This window comes from Brevibacillus centrosporus (assembly GCF_046622605.1).
Classification (GTDB): domain Bacteria; phylum Bacillota; class Bacilli; order Brevibacillales; family Brevibacillaceae; genus Brevibacillus; species Brevibacillus centrosporus.
This window is the reverse complement of sequence record NZ_CP176856.1, coordinates 1,198,529-1,213,498: the sequence shown is the minus strand read 5'-3', so window position 1 is coordinate 1,213,498 and position 14,970 is coordinate 1,198,529. Positions and strand designations below refer to the sequence as shown.

The 14,970-nt window shown below is 51.4% G+C and carries 15 protein-coding genes; 3 read left to right on the top strand and 12 right to left on the bottom strand.

Annotated features, from left to right (window positions below; translation table 11 throughout):
- Window positions 1-75 precede the first annotated feature (75 nt).
- The 8 genes from ACLIN2_RS06535 to ACLIN2_RS06500 form a co-directional block, all read right to left on the bottom strand.
- Window positions 76-2,208 carry a CocE/NonD family hydrolase gene (locus tag ACLIN2_RS06535; RefSeq protein ID WP_411503570.1) on the bottom strand — a complete coding sequence of 711 codons (2,133 nt, stop codon included), beginning with the start codon at window positions 2,206-2,208 and terminating at the stop codon, window positions 76-78.
- Window positions 2,205-3,176, bottom strand: coding sequence for an ABC transporter ATP-binding protein (locus tag ACLIN2_RS06530; RefSeq protein ID WP_411503569.1), 972 nt, complete (start codon window positions 3,174-3,176; stop codon window positions 2,205-2,207). The genes ACLIN2_RS06535 and ACLIN2_RS06530 overlap by 4 nt, the downstream gene beginning before the upstream one ends.
- On the bottom strand, window positions 3,169-4,167 hold the full coding sequence (locus ACLIN2_RS06525) for an ABC transporter ATP-binding protein (protein WP_411503568.1): 999 nt from the start codon (window positions 4,165-4,167) through the stop codon (window positions 3,169-3,171). The genes ACLIN2_RS06530 and ACLIN2_RS06525 overlap by 8 nt, the downstream gene beginning before the upstream one ends.
- Before the next feature lie 9 nt (window positions 4,168-4,176).
- Window positions 4,177-5,082 (bottom strand): ABC transporter permease, encoded by a 906-nt coding sequence (locus ACLIN2_RS06520; protein ID WP_092266406.1) that lies wholly within the window; start codon window positions 5,080-5,082, stop codon window positions 4,177-4,179.
- A complete protein-coding gene (locus tag ACLIN2_RS06515) occupies window positions 5,069-6,040 on the bottom strand; it encodes an ABC transporter permease (protein WP_122924123.1) in 972 nt (323 codons plus the stop codon). Before ACLIN2_RS06515 ends, ACLIN2_RS06520 begins: the two co-directional genes overlap by 14 nt.
- 95 nt (window positions 6,041-6,135) lie before the next feature.
- A complete protein-coding gene (locus tag ACLIN2_RS06510; RefSeq protein ID WP_411503567.1) occupies window positions 6,136-7,659 on the bottom strand; it encodes an ABC transporter substrate-binding protein in 1,524 nt (507 codons plus the stop codon).
- Between the two features lie 43 nt (window positions 7,660-7,702).
- Window positions 7,703-8,860, bottom strand: a complete 1,158-nt coding sequence (locus ACLIN2_RS06505; RefSeq protein ID WP_411503566.1) for a dipeptidase — start codon at window positions 8,858-8,860, stop codon at window positions 7,703-7,705.
- A 30-nt stretch (window positions 8,861-8,890) separates the two neighbouring features.
- On the bottom strand, window positions 8,891-9,853 hold the full coding sequence (locus tag ACLIN2_RS06500; protein WP_411503565.1) for an ornithine cyclodeaminase family protein: 963 nt from the start codon (window positions 9,851-9,853) through the stop codon (window positions 8,891-8,893).
- Window positions 9,854-9,984: 131 nt separating this feature from the next.
- On the opposite strand from ACLIN2_RS06500, the gene ACLIN2_RS06495 reads away from it, so the two are divergent.
- The 3 genes from ACLIN2_RS06495 (at window position 9,985) to ACLIN2_RS06485 (ending at window position 11,895) form a co-directional block, all read left to right on the top strand.
- Complete coding sequence (locus ACLIN2_RS06495) at window positions 9,985-10,659, top strand: hypothetical protein (protein ID WP_411503564.1); 675 nt, start codon at window positions 9,985-9,987, stop codon at window positions 10,657-10,659.
- Window positions 10,660-10,789: 130 nt separating this feature from the next.
- On the top strand, window positions 10,790-11,311 hold the full coding sequence (locus ACLIN2_RS06490) for a helix-turn-helix domain-containing protein (protein WP_411503563.1): 522 nt from the start codon (window positions 10,790-10,792) through the stop codon (window positions 11,309-11,311).
- A gap of 71 nt (window positions 11,312-11,382) precedes the next feature.
- Window positions 11,383-11,895 carry a Crp/Fnr family transcriptional regulator gene (locus tag ACLIN2_RS06485; protein WP_411503562.1) on the top strand — a complete coding sequence of 171 codons (513 nt, stop codon included), beginning with the start codon at window positions 11,383-11,385 and terminating at the stop codon, window positions 11,893-11,895.
- A gap of 36 nt (window positions 11,896-11,931) precedes the next feature.
- On the opposite strand, the gene hmpA is transcribed toward ACLIN2_RS06485, so the two are convergent.
- The 4 genes from hmpA to crcB (ACLIN2_RS06465) all read right to left on the bottom strand — a co-directional run bounded on the left by hmpA (window position 11,932) and on the right by crcB (ACLIN2_RS06465) (window position 14,926).
- Window positions 11,932-13,140 (bottom strand): NO-inducible flavohemoprotein, encoded by a 1,209-nt coding sequence (gene hmpA, locus ACLIN2_RS06480; protein WP_411503561.1) that lies wholly within the window; start codon window positions 13,138-13,140, stop codon window positions 11,932-11,934.
- A gap of 114 nt (window positions 13,141-13,254) precedes the next feature.
- The gene (locus ACLIN2_RS06475) at window positions 13,255-14,052 is read right to left on the bottom strand and encodes a methyltransferase domain-containing protein (RefSeq protein WP_411503560.1); all 798 of its coding nucleotides are present in this window, start codon (window positions 14,050-14,052) and stop codon (window positions 13,255-13,257) included.
- Between the two features lie 108 nt (window positions 14,053-14,160).
- A complete protein-coding gene (gene crcB / locus ACLIN2_RS06470; RefSeq protein ID WP_411503559.1) occupies window positions 14,161-14,520 on the bottom strand; it encodes a fluoride efflux transporter CrcB in 360 nt (119 codons plus the stop codon).
- Window positions 14,521-14,524: 4 nt separating this feature from the next.
- The gene (gene crcB / locus ACLIN2_RS06465) at window positions 14,525-14,926 is read right to left on the bottom strand and encodes a fluoride efflux transporter CrcB (protein ID WP_400583955.1); all 402 of its coding nucleotides are present in this window, start codon (window positions 14,924-14,926) and stop codon (window positions 14,525-14,527) included.
- Window positions 14,927-14,970 lie beyond the last annotated feature (44 nt).

The following is a 14,970-nucleotide window of genomic DNA, read 5'->3' as shown; positions in this document are numbered from 1 at the left end:
TCAAACTGTCGGACAAACGAATTCCCCTCATTCCAGGCGAGAACGAGGGGTTGAATTTACAGCCGTTTGCTTTTCTTACAAGCCGTACAGTACAGGAAGCTTCACATGGGAAGGATACTCTGTCCCATGATAAATGGTGTTCACCGCTACCACTGGCGCAGGATCTTCATATGGGTTGATGCCTGTATTGGTGTTCGGGAAAAACTCGTAGTAGTTGCTGGATGTGATGTCGATCCTGATCTTGTGCCCTTTTTTGAACACATAGCCGTTAAAGTACATCTCCATCTCGTACTTCTCTACCTTGCCTGGCTCCAGAAGCTCCGGCTTGTCATAGCCCTTCCGAAATTCAGCCCGGATGACATTGTCCGAAATTTTTCTGGCGATTCCCCTCTCATCCACATCGGACACGCGAACGATAAAGTCCGTATCGACGGCGCTTGAGGAAGCGTAGAACTCGGCGTACACATTCCCCGCCATGGCGACATCAGTGGAAAGGGTCTCTGTATCGTAGACCAAGCAATCACTTCGCAGCTGGATAGGGTTGCAATGATACGGTCTCACATGGCCGCGATCACCGATGGGCTGCTCTGGATCATAAATATACGTATCTGAACCGGTTTCTTTTTCTGGCTGCAGGACGATCCTGCCGTCTCCAAACATGGAATTGGCATGCCCATTGCTTGCGAGATAGAGGTTCACCAGCTTGCTTTCACGAGGATTCCATTCCTCCGATTCCCGCCACTGATTTTCTCCCACTACGTAATACGCGGCGCGCGGCTTTTGATCCTCTCCGTTTTGGATCCCTTTCAGATAGCGGTCAAACCAGCGGATGATTCTCGTGTCAAAGTCATAGTCTACCGCATTGTCCCCGAACTCCAGATCGTCGCAGTCCCGAAAAGCGTTCAGGTTGTGCGGCCACGGCCCCAGGATGATCCGTCTGCCGGGGACATCATGCTTCGTCAGGAATCGCCATGTCTCCTGGACTCCCAGTGCGTCCCCATCGTACCAGCCCGACATGATCAGCATCGGAATTTTGATTTGATGACTGTGCGCTGTATTGTCGGAATGCCACCAGAACTCATCGTAATAATAATGCTCGCGCCACAGATCCCATGGCCCCGACTTTTTCCCGATGATTTTTTCAGGGATTTCCGTGATGGGTCTGTGTCGCACAGCTTCCTCCACGTTGATCGTTTCCCCGGCAAATACCCCAAAATCAATCCGGTTGCTCATCGACTGACCGAGCGTCCAGCAAAGCAGGGGCCACGAGCAAATCGTTCCACCGCGTCTCGCCGTATCCGTAAAAGGGGAGCCTACATTTACTTCACTGATGGCCGTTTTCAAATGAGGATTGCCGCTGGTGGCTGCTGCTGTTGTCGTATAGCCCAGATAGCTGGCTCCCCACATCCCGATGCTGCCGTCACTCCATTCTTGCTGCACGATCCAGTTGAACAGGTCGTCGGCATCCTCTCTTTCGTGCTGGAAAGGCTCCAGCTCTCCATCGGAGTCCGAGCGTCCGCGCACATCCTGAATGACAAACGCATAGCCTCTTGCCGTCCAGTGCCAGCAGCGCAGGATATCCCTTGGCTTTCCATAGCAGGTTCTGACGACGATGGCTGGCACTTTTTCGCCCGGCTTGATTCCCTCTGGCAAAAACACCTCCGTCGCGAGATTCAAGCCGTCTCTCGTCGGAACAAAGAGATTCCCCAGATGGTTGATGCCGTACTCTGCCTTTGACAGCAGAGGATCGTCAAATTTTACGAGGGGGGTCAGCTTTTCATAGCCCGGCACGACCGCGATTTCCGAAGAAACCCGTCCTGGATTGGAGAAAGCCACGATTTCCCCATCTACCGTCACGATGTCGAGCACACCTGTGGATTTGCGCTGCGCCCAGAGCTGCGAGGTGACCTCCTTGCCGTCGACTATGCCCGTAGCCGTCAAGTATTTGCTGTAAATACTGCCATCTGCGAGCGTCACCTTTTCCCCCTCCCACTTGCAATCGGCATAGGCGGCAAGCTTGCTATGTATGAGTGGATAGTCGATCAGGGTATTTTTCTTGTTCTTGTCAAAAGGCTCACGCTTAAGCTGGGCTCTCGTTTTTCGATCCACATCGCAGAGCTCCACATAGGTCTCTTTGAAGGTGATATTGCCGTTGTAAACGCCCGAAAAATAGATATCAAATCTTCTGTCCAGCAAGTAGTGGTTCATAGTCTCATCTCCTCTAGTTCATGGACTCGGAAGCATCGAACGGTATGTCCGCCGCCCAGATCGGTAATTTCAGGTGTCGAGCTGCGGCATTCATCGGTGGCAAAGCTGCACCTTGCCGCAAACCGGCATTCGTTTTTGGGATTGATCGGAGACGTGATTTCCCCCTGCAGCAGGATTCTCTCCTTCTTCTTTTTCAGGTTGGGTACTGGGATCGCGGAGAGCAGCGCCCTGGTGTAAGGATGTCTAGGATTGGCGAAAAGCTGTTTTACGGGCGCTTTTTCAACCACCTGTCCCAGGTACATGACCATGATCTCCTCCGTGAAATGCTTGACGACGGACAAGTCATGCGTAATGAACATGTACGTATATCCGAACTGCAGCTGCAGCCTTTTCAGCAAATTGAGAATCTGCGCCTGGATGGATACGTCCAGCGCGGATACCGGCTCGTCACAAACAATAAACTCAGGGCTGAGCGCAAGTGCGCGGGCGATCCCGATGCGTTGTCTGCGCCCTCCATCGAGCTCATGCGGATAGGAATTCACAAACCGCTCAGACAGGCCAACGAGCTCCATCAGCTCGTACACCCTATTTTCCTTGTCCGCTTTGTCGCGATACACCCTGTGTATATCCAAAGGCTCTACAATGGAATGAAAGACCGTCTTTCGCGGGTTGAGGGAAGAAAACGGGTCCTGAAAAATGATCTGAATCTTTTTCCGGTACTCCGCCATCCCTTTGTGGCTGAGCTTGGTGACGTCTGTGCCATTGAAGAGGATTTCCCCTTCTGTCGGTTCGAGCAGCATGGTCATCAATCGGCCCGTTGTGCTTTTCCCACAGCCACTCTCCCCTACGACACCGATCGTTGTTCCCTTCGCAATCGAAAAATCCAGGCCGTCCACCGCATGCAGATTTCCCGCGGGGGTTTGAAAATACTTTTTCAAATTTTTGACTTCAATATAGGAATTACTCATACTTCTTCACCTCTTTCACCGAGAGCTTCCCCTCGTGAACAAAGCACTTCGTAAAATGGCCGGGGCTGCATTCCCGAAAGGAGGGATCCTCTACACGGCAAAGATGCTGCGCATACTTGCATCTGGGGTGAAACTTGCAGCCAGCGGGCAAATCGGAGGGGTCTGGGACGAGTCCCTCGATCGGTGAAAGAAACTCCACTTCTTTATCGATATCCGGAATGGAGCCAAACAGCCCGTTCGTATACGGATGCAGCGGATTTTCAAAAATATCCTCCAGCGAGCCACTCTCGACGATCTCTCCCGCATACATGATGGCAACCTTGTCGCAAATCTCGGATACGACACCAAGGTCATGGGTGATCATGATCATGGAGGTTTTGGACTTCGTTTTTAAATCCTTCATCAGTTCGAGCACCTGCGCCTGAATGGTAACGTCCAATGCTGTCGTCGGCTCATCTGCAATCAACAACCGCGGGTTACAAGCGAGAGCGATGGCGATCACGACCCGCTGCTTCATCCCTCCGGAAAATTGGTGCGGGTACTCGTAGGCCCTTTCCGCAGGAATTCGGACCAGCTCCAGCATCTCGATCGCCTTTTGCTCCGCTTCTTTTTCTCCTAGCTGCTGGTGGTTGACAATAACTTCGGCGATCTGCTCAACGACGGTAAACACCGGATTCAAAGACGTCATCGGATCTTGAAAAATCATCGAGATTTCCTTGCCGCGAAGCTTGCGGACCGCCTCTTCCCCCAGCTTCAATAGGTCCGTGTCTTCCAGCAGGATACTCCCACCTTCGATTTTTCCGGGCGGGCTGTCTACCAGCCCCATGATGCCAAGCGCTGTCGTCGTTTTGCCAGCTCCGGTTTCCCCGACAATCCCAAGCGTCTCCCCTTCCTGGACAGACAGGCTCACCTTATTGACCGCCTCTACCACGCCGTCATCTGTCCGGAATTTGATTGTAAGGTCCTTCACATCCAGTAATGTCTTTTGCATAGAGGCCTCCTACCTTTTCATGCGCGGGTCCAGTGCGTCTCGCAGTCCATCTCCTACCAGCGTCAACGAGACGACAGTCAACACCAGGGCAAGCCCCGGAAATGCGGTCACATGCCAAACGTCTCGAATATGCTCCCTGCCGCTGGATAGCATCGCACCCCACTCAGGATCGGGCGGCTGTACGCCCAGACCGATGAAGCTAAGGCCGCTGATCGCCAAAATTAACCCGGCTATCTCCATCACAAACTGGGAGATCAGAGGGCTGATTGCATTTGGTAAAATATGCATAACAATGATGCGAAAATCGCTTGCGCCTTGCGCGCGTATGGCTTCAATAAACTCTTGGCCTTTGATGTACAGCACTTGGGCTCGTACCATGCGAGAAACGGAAGGCACGCTTCCAACTGCGAGGGCAATGATGAGATTCGTAAGCGTGGGCTTCATGACACTGACCAGCGTGATCATCAAGAGCAAGCTGGGAATCGCCATGAATACGTCAAGCGAACGCATGATAATCCCATCTGTTTTTCCGCCGTAATAGCCTGATAAAGCACCAAGGGTACAGCCGATGATGCTGCTGAGGAGCATCGCCATAATGCCGATTGTAATCGAGATTCTGCCTCCCCAAAGAATCCGGGCAAGAACATCTCTCCCCAGCTCATCCGCCCCCAGCAGCTTGCCCTCAGCCGGAAACTTCAGCGTCTGGGACAAATTTGGTTTGACCACGTCATTGTCATAATCGAGATACAGAGGAGAGGTATACACGACAAGTAAGATGGTGGCAAGCATAATCATCCCCACGACTGCCGATTTGTTTTTTCTCAGTCGCAGCCAGGCATCGGCCCATAAGCTTCTTTTTTTCAGATGCTTTTGCCTTTGCTTGGCAGTCGGCAGGGTCGTATTAATTTGAGCCATTTCCCGCCACCTCTTTTCTGATCGTCCTGCGTCTTGCGTACATCGATCGGATTCTAGGATCGACATAGGAGTAAGCCAGATCTGTCAGAAGGTTCGCAACAGCGATGATGACAGACGTGATAATCACTCCCGCCATGATGGTCGGTATATCCTTTTGCCGCAAAGCATCGATCATCATTTTTCCCATGCCGTTGATGCCAAACAGCATTTCCATAATGACAGATCCACCAAAGCATCCCCCTACAGCCATCCCCACAGAGGTAATGGTCGGGAGCAAGGCGTTTTTCAAGGCATGCTTTCGGATGACCACGCTCTCTTTCAGCCCCTTTGCACGCGCCGTCCGAATGTAATCTTGGCGGATGACGTCCAGCATCGAGGCTCTCGTAATCCTCGAATTTACTGCCCATCCCGCAATCGAGGAACAAATAATCGGCATGATCATCGCGGACGGTTTATCAAAGCCGTTTGCCGGAAGCCAACCGAGCTTCACGGAAAACAGGATAATCATCAAAATGCCGATCCAAAATCCTGGCATCGCCGCAAAAAACAAGCTGACCACCCTCATGATGTTGTCGAAAGGAGAGTTCTGCTTGACCGCCAAAGCAATGCCAAGGGGAATCGCCACAATCAATATGGTCAGCAGCGATCCAAAGGAAAGGATGAGCGTCGGAGGGAGTCGAACCGCAATCATCTCGATGACACTCTGCTTCGTAGAGTATGAAGTCCCGAAATCTCCGATGAGGACATTTTTCATGTAATGAAAGTACTGCAAAGGAATCGGATCATTCAGTCCGAGCTGCTCCCTCATCAGCGCCAATTCCTCTTCCTTGGCGTTTAGACCGAGAATCATTTTGGCAGGATCCCCTGGACTGAGGGAAAGCAGTAGAAAAACAATGACGGAAACGCCGATCACGATCGGTATCATCTGAAGCAGTCTTTTGAGAATATATCTGCTCACACGTTGGCCTCCTCTCTGCTGCCGCTAGAAAACAAGGAAAAATTCGGACAAGGGAGGCTAAACGTTTCCTTTGCCTCCCCGCGCCTATCAAAGCTTTATTTTATTTTGGCTCCTCGGAAGGAGATCAGTCCGCTTGTGCGGATTTCGACACCCTCCAGGTTTTTGTTCATGGCATAATAGCTCATTTTGGTAGCCGTCGGAATCATCGGTACGTCCTGTGCTGCGATGTCCTGAATTTCCTTTGCCGCCTCTTTCAGCTCTGCCTCGGAGGTCGCTTTCTTCGCTACCGCGTACAGCTCCTCGACTTTTGGATTGGTATAGAAGGTAATATTCATCTGGCCAAAGCTTCCCGACCAGTAGCTTTCCAGCGAGCTCAGCGTATTTCCGGTCGTGTCGCTCCAGCCGCCCACGAGTAGCTGATACTCCTTATTCGCCATTTTCTCCAGGAAGACACCAAACTCCAGATTCTGAATGTCCATTTCCACACCGATCGTTTTCAGCTCTGCCTGGAACGCCTCCAGCTCCGGATCGTTTCCTTGATAGGTCCATGCGGTAAATTGCAATGGCTTGCCCGCACCATAGCCTTCCTTCTCCAGAAGCTCCTTCGCTTTCTGCAGGTCGTACTTCGGAAGATTCGGAGAAGAGTAGTAGGTGCTGAACATTTTTGGCACCATGCTGTCAATGATCGTCTTCCCTGGCGTAATCGCGCTGATGCCCTCGTTGTTGTAGGCATACGCCATCGCTCTGCGGATATTTACGTTATCAAAGGGAGCAGCTGTCGTATTCATCGCTACGAAGCCGGTGAAGGTGCTCGGCCCCTCAAAGAAGGTGAGCTTATCGTTGCCCTGCGCCCGATCCTGGTCGCGGGCTGCGATCCCGGCAAAGTATGCATCTCCGGTCTCGACCGCGATGTATTTCGCAGAAGCTTCTTCAATCGCCTTGAAGGTGATCGTTTGAATGCTCGCCTTCTCAAACGGATAGTCAGCCCAAGCCTTCAGGACCACTTTGCTCCCCGGAACATATTCCGCTACCGTGTAGGGTCCCGTACCAATCGGAGCGTTGGCGTACTTATCGCCTGCTTCCTGCAAGTATTTTTTGCTGACGATGACCACGTCACCGAAGTTTCGGATCGCGCCGCTGTTCGGCTCTGTCAGCTTTACAGTTACTTTGTTTCCCGAGCCTTCTACGCTTTTGATCATACTCATGAAGGAAGCCTTTTTCGGCACCTTCGCAAGCCTTTCCACCGAGTAAACCACGTCATCTATCGTCATCGGGTCGCCGTTGTGAAATTTGTAGCCTTCCCCAATCGTGAATTCAATGGTCGTGCTGTCGGGCTGGCTCCATGCCGTTGCCACGCCGGGAAGAATGTTGAAGTCGTTGTCAAACTTGATAAAGGTGTCGTAGACGTGATACATGATCGTGGACGTGTCCAACGAATTCGCTTCCGCAGGGTCCAGATTGTTCCCTATTTTCGTAAGCACGACGGAAATATCCGATTTAGGTGCAGCCGTTGCGTTGTTCTCAGCCGCGCCTCCCTGTGAAGCGCTCTGTGAGCAGGCGCTGAGCAGGGAAGTCATCACGATGGCGATGAGCATGATGAGTGAGAGTTTTCTTTTCATTGCCGGATCCCCCATTATCTAAATTGATTTGCTTTCTATCAGGCTAGCTCCACACTTCTTTAAAGACTCTCATCCAGTTGCCACCGATGATTTTGACGATCTCTTCATCCTTGTAGCCCCTTGCCATAAGCCCTCTCGTGATATTGAGGAAGGAACGGTAGTCGGTAAGTCCTTTGACGATTTCGGTGGAAGGCCCGTCTCCCGGTGCAAAGCCCATTTTGGGGGCAAACAGCTTTTTAAAAGCGATCGCCATCCATTTTGTCTGGGGCATCGGCCAGTCCGTTCCAATGCCTACATGGTCCACACCTGCGAGGTTTACCACATAGTCGATATGATCGAGGAAGTGCTCGATTGTGGTATCTTCCGGATTCTCAGCGATAAACCATGGCATCGCGAAAATTCCGACCACCCCGTTGGTTTCGGCAATGGCGCGGATCTCCTCATCGGATTTTGCCCGTGAGTGGAAATACACCTGCTCTGCTGCCGTATGCGAGGCAATGACAGGCTTTGTCGAGTATTTGCATGCATCCAGTGTCGTCTGCTTGCCGCAATGTCCGGTATCCACCACGATGCCAAGCTCGTTTAATTTCGCCACAAACTTTTTCCCAAAAGTGGAAAGGCCCGCATTGTTTTCCTCCATGCATCCTGCTCCGACGTAGTTATGATTGTTGTAGGTCAGCTGGACGACTCTAAGCCCGAAGTGATACATCTGTTCCAGCAGCTTCAAGTCTTTCTCAAAGCCAAGTGTCTCCTGACAGGTGACAATGCCCGCCTTCAGCTGATGCTGGTGCGCATACTCGATATCAGCTGCCTGCTTGACCTTGATCAGCCAAGGCTTTTTATCAAATTCCTCCTGCAAGTCGATGGCCGAAGAGTACAGCGAAGCTTTATCCGATACGTTCAGCTGTCTGTTTCCAGCCGTAAGCCCGCTCTCGTACCAGCACTCCTTGTACAAGTCCGCGAGCTTGCCGTCCACGTACCATCTTCTGATGACATCTCCTGCAAAATGGACTCTTTCCGACAAGCTGTCCGGATGTCTTTCCAGCGCTAAGCGTTCGGTCTCCTGCTCGATTTCCTCCCCTAGTGAGTACGTGCCGATCGGGCCTTGGAAAAGCATGTCGATTACGATGTTTCCGTAGTGAAGCTCCCTCGCTCTTTTCTCCTGCTCCTCGGTCAAACCGAAGCTGTACAGCTCTTTCATCCCTTCTTCAACCTCCATGTTTAACCGAAATTATCGCGACATTTCCCGTTGTGCAGCCTGATTGATCACAAAATCCGCAGCAGCCAAGTCCTCGACTGCCAGACCGAGCGCTTCAAAAACGGTGATCTCCTCCCCATCTTGTCTGCCCGGAATCTTTCCTATGAGAACATCACCGACCTCTCCCAATAGATGTGTCTCGTCAATAGCGCCCTCCCTTAATGGAATGAGATAGTCGCCTGCTTCGTGGTTCGCTGATTCCATACGATCTGTGTACAGCTTGCTGGCTTTGACTAACTCCGTATCGAGCTCCCGGCAGTCGGGAGTGCAGGAACCTACCGCGTTGATATGCGCCCCCTTCTGTACATGCCGTCCGAAAAGCACAGGCTCCTTGGCGGCAGTCACCGTACAAATGATATCCGCATGCTTTACCGCTTCCTCTGCAGTCGCACATGGCACGACGGAAATGTCAAACTTTTCGCTCATTTCTTCCGAGTACTTCACAGCGGACTCCGGCCTTCGATCCCATACATACACCTGATCGATCTTTCGTACCAGCCGGATCGCCTCCAGATGCATCCTCGCCTGCACCCCCGTTCCGAGTATGGCTAGCGAATTTGCGTCCTTTCGAGAGAGGACATCTGTTGCAACGGCACTTACAGCTGCTGTCCGAATGGCAGTAACCGTCTCCCCCTCCACGATCGCTTTTAGCGAGCCCGTTTCGGCTTCAAAGACTACAACGACTCCTTGATGGGACGGCAATCCCTTGTATGCGTTGTCCGGCACAATCGTAATCACCTTCGTCCCGACAACGTTCTTCGCTAATAAGGCAGAAGGCATGACCCCTAGAACATTTCTTCCCTCCAGCCTCATCGCTGTTCTCAATACCTGGATCGCTTCCCCTCTCGACAATGCCGACAAGGTCTCGCGCATCAGCTGAATGCAGGTTTGCATGTCCAGAATTTCGTTAACCTGATCACCCGAAATAAAATTCAAAAAATTCACACTCTCTTTCCGTTGAATCTATCTGCTAGCCCGATTATATTTCGATATGACTGTGACCGTATATTGACTTTAAATTGACTGTATATAAATATAACTTTAAATACGACTCCGGGGGATTCGGTATGAACTTCAAGCTGGCTGTCATTGGACACGCTTCGTCTGTGGAAGAAATCGAGGAAATCGTCAAACACAAGTTTACGAACATGGATGTGTTTAAAATTGAATGCAATGATGACGAGGATGTAGAACACGCCGTAGCGGAGTTGAAAAAAATCATCAATCAGTGCAACGGCATTCTGTACACGAGAAAAGAGCCCTACAAGCTTTTATCCAGCAGAATCGAGCACAATGTAACCGTGCGCTACGCCGACATCGATACGTCAAACTTTATCCATAGCCTCCTGCGGGCTTCCTTTCATTTCGGCGCTGATATCACGCGCGTCAGTGTGGATACGCTTGACTATGCTTCCATTATTCGTGCGTACCATTCCCTCGGCATCCCTACGGAGAGCGTCAGTCCGCAGATCGTTCCCATCGATACGAATTCCAGCCATTTTGTCCAAAGAGCGCAGGAAGAGCATATCAAAAATGTGCAAAGCGGACTTAGTGATGTATGCACAACCAATATCCGTCAGGTCAGCAAATACCTCACGGAAAAAAATATCCCCTGCGTGCTGATTGCCCCCAGTGCAGAAACCTACATCTACGAAATACGCCGCATTCTTCTGAGCCATAAGCTTAAAGCTGAACGAAAACAACATCGCCTGTGTCAGTATCTCCGTCAGCCCCCGGGATAATTTTTACGTCTTCCATCACACGGTACTGCAGGAGGTACTGGACCTAAACAAAATCGCGGAGACCATTGCCATCTTTGCCCAAAAGATCGACGGTGCCCTGATTACCCTCAGCAACATGGAATATATCCTGATGTGCAACAGCTCCAATCTGGAAATCACGACAGAAAACTTTGCGCGGCTCGATATTCTGACCAGCGTCTACACCAACACGGCACATGTACTCAGCATCGGGATCGGCTACGGGGATACTGCCAAGATTGCGAAGGCAAACGCAGTAGTGGGTATGCACCAAGCCAAAATAGAGGGAGGAAACAGAGCGTATGTCGTCTATAGCCCCGATGATATGTTTGGTCCGATCGAACCAAACGAGACAAACAACCGAAAGCCGAACATCTTTGATTCCCAGCTGGAACAAATTGCAGAGACCTCGGGACTGAGTGTCAACACGGTTTTCAAAATCGATTGCTTGGTCAAACAAAAAAACAAACGGAATTTCACTTCCATCGAGCTTGCAAAAGAAATTGGCGTAAGTGTCAGAACGGCGAACAGAATCATCGTCAAGCTCGAGCAATGCGGCTATATCGTGGAAGTCGGCCGGCATGTCATCAGCGAAAGAGGGCGCCCCACCCGCGTTGTCAAAGTAGTGTTTTAGCCCAGTTTCCCCCCTGCGATGTGCTAAAATAACAAAAGCATCATTTTTCCAGCACGAACGAGGTGAACGCAATGATTTTGCACAAAGGTGAGACCCTTTTTCGCCAAGGCGAATCTGGTTCTCTCTACCATCTCAAAAGCGGGATGCTGAAAATCAATCGCTTGCATGCTGACGGGGCCATTACCTTGGTCAACATCATCGTGCCTGGCGAAATCATCCCCCATCACTCGCTTATCAGTCCGAACCCGTATTACGGTACGGCGGTTGCTCTGGTCAGCTGTGAGATTGAAGTACTCGATGCGCCCAGCTGGTATCGGGAGCTTGAGGGCGACCATGTAAAATGCCGTGACATTGCCCTGCTGCTGCAGTCCAAGCTGAGGATGATGCAGCAGCGCATCGATCAGCTGTCCGAAGTCTCTCCAGCAGAAAGGCTGCGCAAGCTTCAGCAGTGGTTTCAAACGTTTGTGTCTGTCTCCTCGCTCACAGACGTGCTGACCCAGGATGAAATCGGTCAGCTCATCGGCCTGCGCCGTGAAACAGTCAATCGATTGCTGCGCGCACAAACAAATCGAGCTCGCGAATAGACGAGCTCGATCCCAAGTGGTTCTGATTCGATTTGTTTACAAGCTTGCGGCAGGGCCGAAAAACTCGTAGTGCATACGGTCTGCGGAAATCCCCCGTTCGGTGAGTGCCTTCTTGACCGCACTCATGAACGGTACAGGACCACAGAAGTAGTAGCTGGCATCTTTCTCAGGAGCAACCTGCTCCAGCCACTCCGCATCCAAATACCCTTCCTTATGAAACGCCTCCGACTCCCGATCTTGCTCAGTCGGCTCGGAATAGCACCAGTAGGCGGAAATTTGCGGATTGTCTTTCGCCAAACGCTCGACCTCTGCGCGCAAAGCATGCTTTTGACCATTTTGCGCCGCGTGGATAAACGTCACTGGACGCTGCTGCTTTTCTGCCAAGGAAGCCAGCATCGAAAACATCGGTGTCAAGCCTACTCCTCCGCTGATGAGAACGACTGGCGCCTCCGATTGCTCCAGCGTAAAATCGCCTGCTGGTGCGGACAGCTGCAGCACATCCCCTTCTCTGATTCCCTCATGCAGGTAGGTCGATACGATTCCCGCCGGCTTTTCAGCATTCGCCTCTTCGCGCTTGACCGAGATCCGGTAGTACGGTCTCCCTGGTGCATCCGACAAGCTGTACTGGCGAATATGCGTGTAGCGCTCTCCTGGAATCTCCAGCTTCACGCTGATGTATTGACCCGGCTCAAAGGTAGCCAGCGCCTGCCCATCCTGCGGTACCAGATAAAAAGACGTGATGACATCGCTCTCCTGTACCTTTTTCTCCACGATGAACGGACGGAAATCTGCCCAGCCCCCGACTTGCTCGCGGGATTGCTCGTACATTTCTGATTCTATGCCGATGAAAGCATCTGCGATCACGCCGTACGCCTCTGCCCAAGCCCCCAGGATTTCATCTGTCGCCGCATCTCCCAGCACTTCCTTGATCGCAGCCAACAGGTTTTCCCCGACAATCGGATAATGCTCAGGCTTGATTCCCAGACTGCGGTGCTTGTGTCCGATCTGTTTGACGACAGGCAGGATTTCCGCCAGATTGTCGATGTGGACGGCTGCAGCGTAAACGGCATTCGCCAGTGCTGTCTGTTGACGACCTTGCTTTTGGTTTGCGTGATTGAAAATATGAAGCAGCTCGGGATGCTGCGTAAACATTCTTTCATAAAAACGTTTCGTGATCGCTGTCCCATGCACCTCAAGTACAGGTACAGTCGATTTGATTATTTGAATGGTTTTTTCGTTTAGCATCGTCTTTCCTCCCTATCAATCCATCAGGTATATCTTGATTGTAGAGAAAGAACGAGGGATCCTCTGTGATTTCAATCACAGGAAAACGAAACGATTTGTGACACGGACGCATGCTTACTCCGATATCGCCAGGAAGCTCATAAAGGGAAACAGGCCAAAGAACCGACCGTCCCGCACCCGCTGATGCGCTTCTTCCTTCAGGGCAGCTGCTGTCTGTTTAGTGATTCGTCCCAGATCAGCCAGCCGGTCTGCACCTCGCTCGATGTAGTTTAGCAGGTAGTCGGGATTTTTCCCTAGGTAGGGATGACTTGCCGACTCGATGGCGGTAAAGCCCGCCGCCGCTAGCATCGCTGGCAGCTGCCGCACGAGCCACGGATTTTGCGTGTTGTGTTTTTTCATGATTTCCACGCAAGCCTGTATCGGATCATCCTCCCCGATCGCGACAGAGCGCATCGCATAATCGCCGTCAAAAATGGCGATTTGACCGCCTTTTTTCAGCACACGCTTCGCTTCCAGCAGAAAGTGCTCGGGAGACGGTACGTGGCCCAGCACGGTATGAAAGACGACGACATCAAAGCTCTGATCAGCGAACGGCAGCTCTCGCCCATCCCCAACGACAAACTCGACACACTCCTGCTCCCCTAGCTCGTTTGCTTTTTCGATAAAGATGGCGGAAGGATCGATTCCCGTCACTTTGCGCACACCCGGTCCTTGTGCCAGCAGCCGCGTAATGGCTCCCGTCCCACAACCAACCTCGAGTATTTCCATGCCCTCCGACCAATTCAGACGAGACAAATACGAGGTCACGAGCGTGCGCATCTCCTGATCAGCAGCTCGCAGCTCCAGGCTTTCACTCAATTTCCTTTGAACACTCGGATCGACTTCCGCGATTTTTGCATAGGGATCTAGCATCAGTCAGCGCTCCTTCGCACAGCAGAGATTTTTTCTCTACATTCATTCGCGTACGAAGGGATAAAATCTTGCCTCACATGCAGATTTTCCCATCCCCTCTGATAACATTCATACGATTCTGCCGATGTACTGCCCGATCCAAACGAACAAAATGCTGAAGGCAACAGAAGTCACAACATAAATGGCTGCCGGACGATTCTCTTTTCTTTCGAGCATTTGGATCGTCTCATAGGCAAACGTAGAGAAATTGGTAAACGCTCCGAGAAAACCGATGCCAAGGAGTAGCCACATCCAGTCAGGTGCCATGTTTTTCACATGCAGGGCAGCAAGCAGTCCAAGCAAAAGGGAACCGCTGATATTGATTCCCCATGTGCCTAAAGGGAAGGAAGTATTTATTTTGCTTGTAACCCACTTCCCTAAAAAAAACGCGTTACTGCACCAAACATGCCTCCAATCGCCACTAGCCACATCGTTACATCTCTCCTTTCACCTGCTCGGTTTGCCGTTCTTTTCTGGACGCGACACGAGCGCCCACTACAGCGCATGCAATCCCGCCAGACATGCTCAGCAAAACGTAGAGCAGTGCGAGAAAAATCCGGTCGTGCTGGATTAACGTAATGGTTTCCAGGGAAAAGGAAGAAAACGTGGTAAACGCTCCAGTGAACCCAGTTCCGATGGCTAATTTCAGCCGTGGATGTATCGCGATTCGCTGGGAAGATGCCGTGAAGAACCAAGCCAAAAACATAGATCCTGATAAGTTGATGAGTAAAGTGATTACCGGAAAGCCCTCATTTGTCGGGACGAGCAACCCCAATCCATAGCGCGAGCACGCGCCAAATACGCCTCCAAGCATGACCGCAATCGCATTTCCCAAACCCAAACCTCCTTTTTTTACTGAAAATAAAGAAACTCCTACCA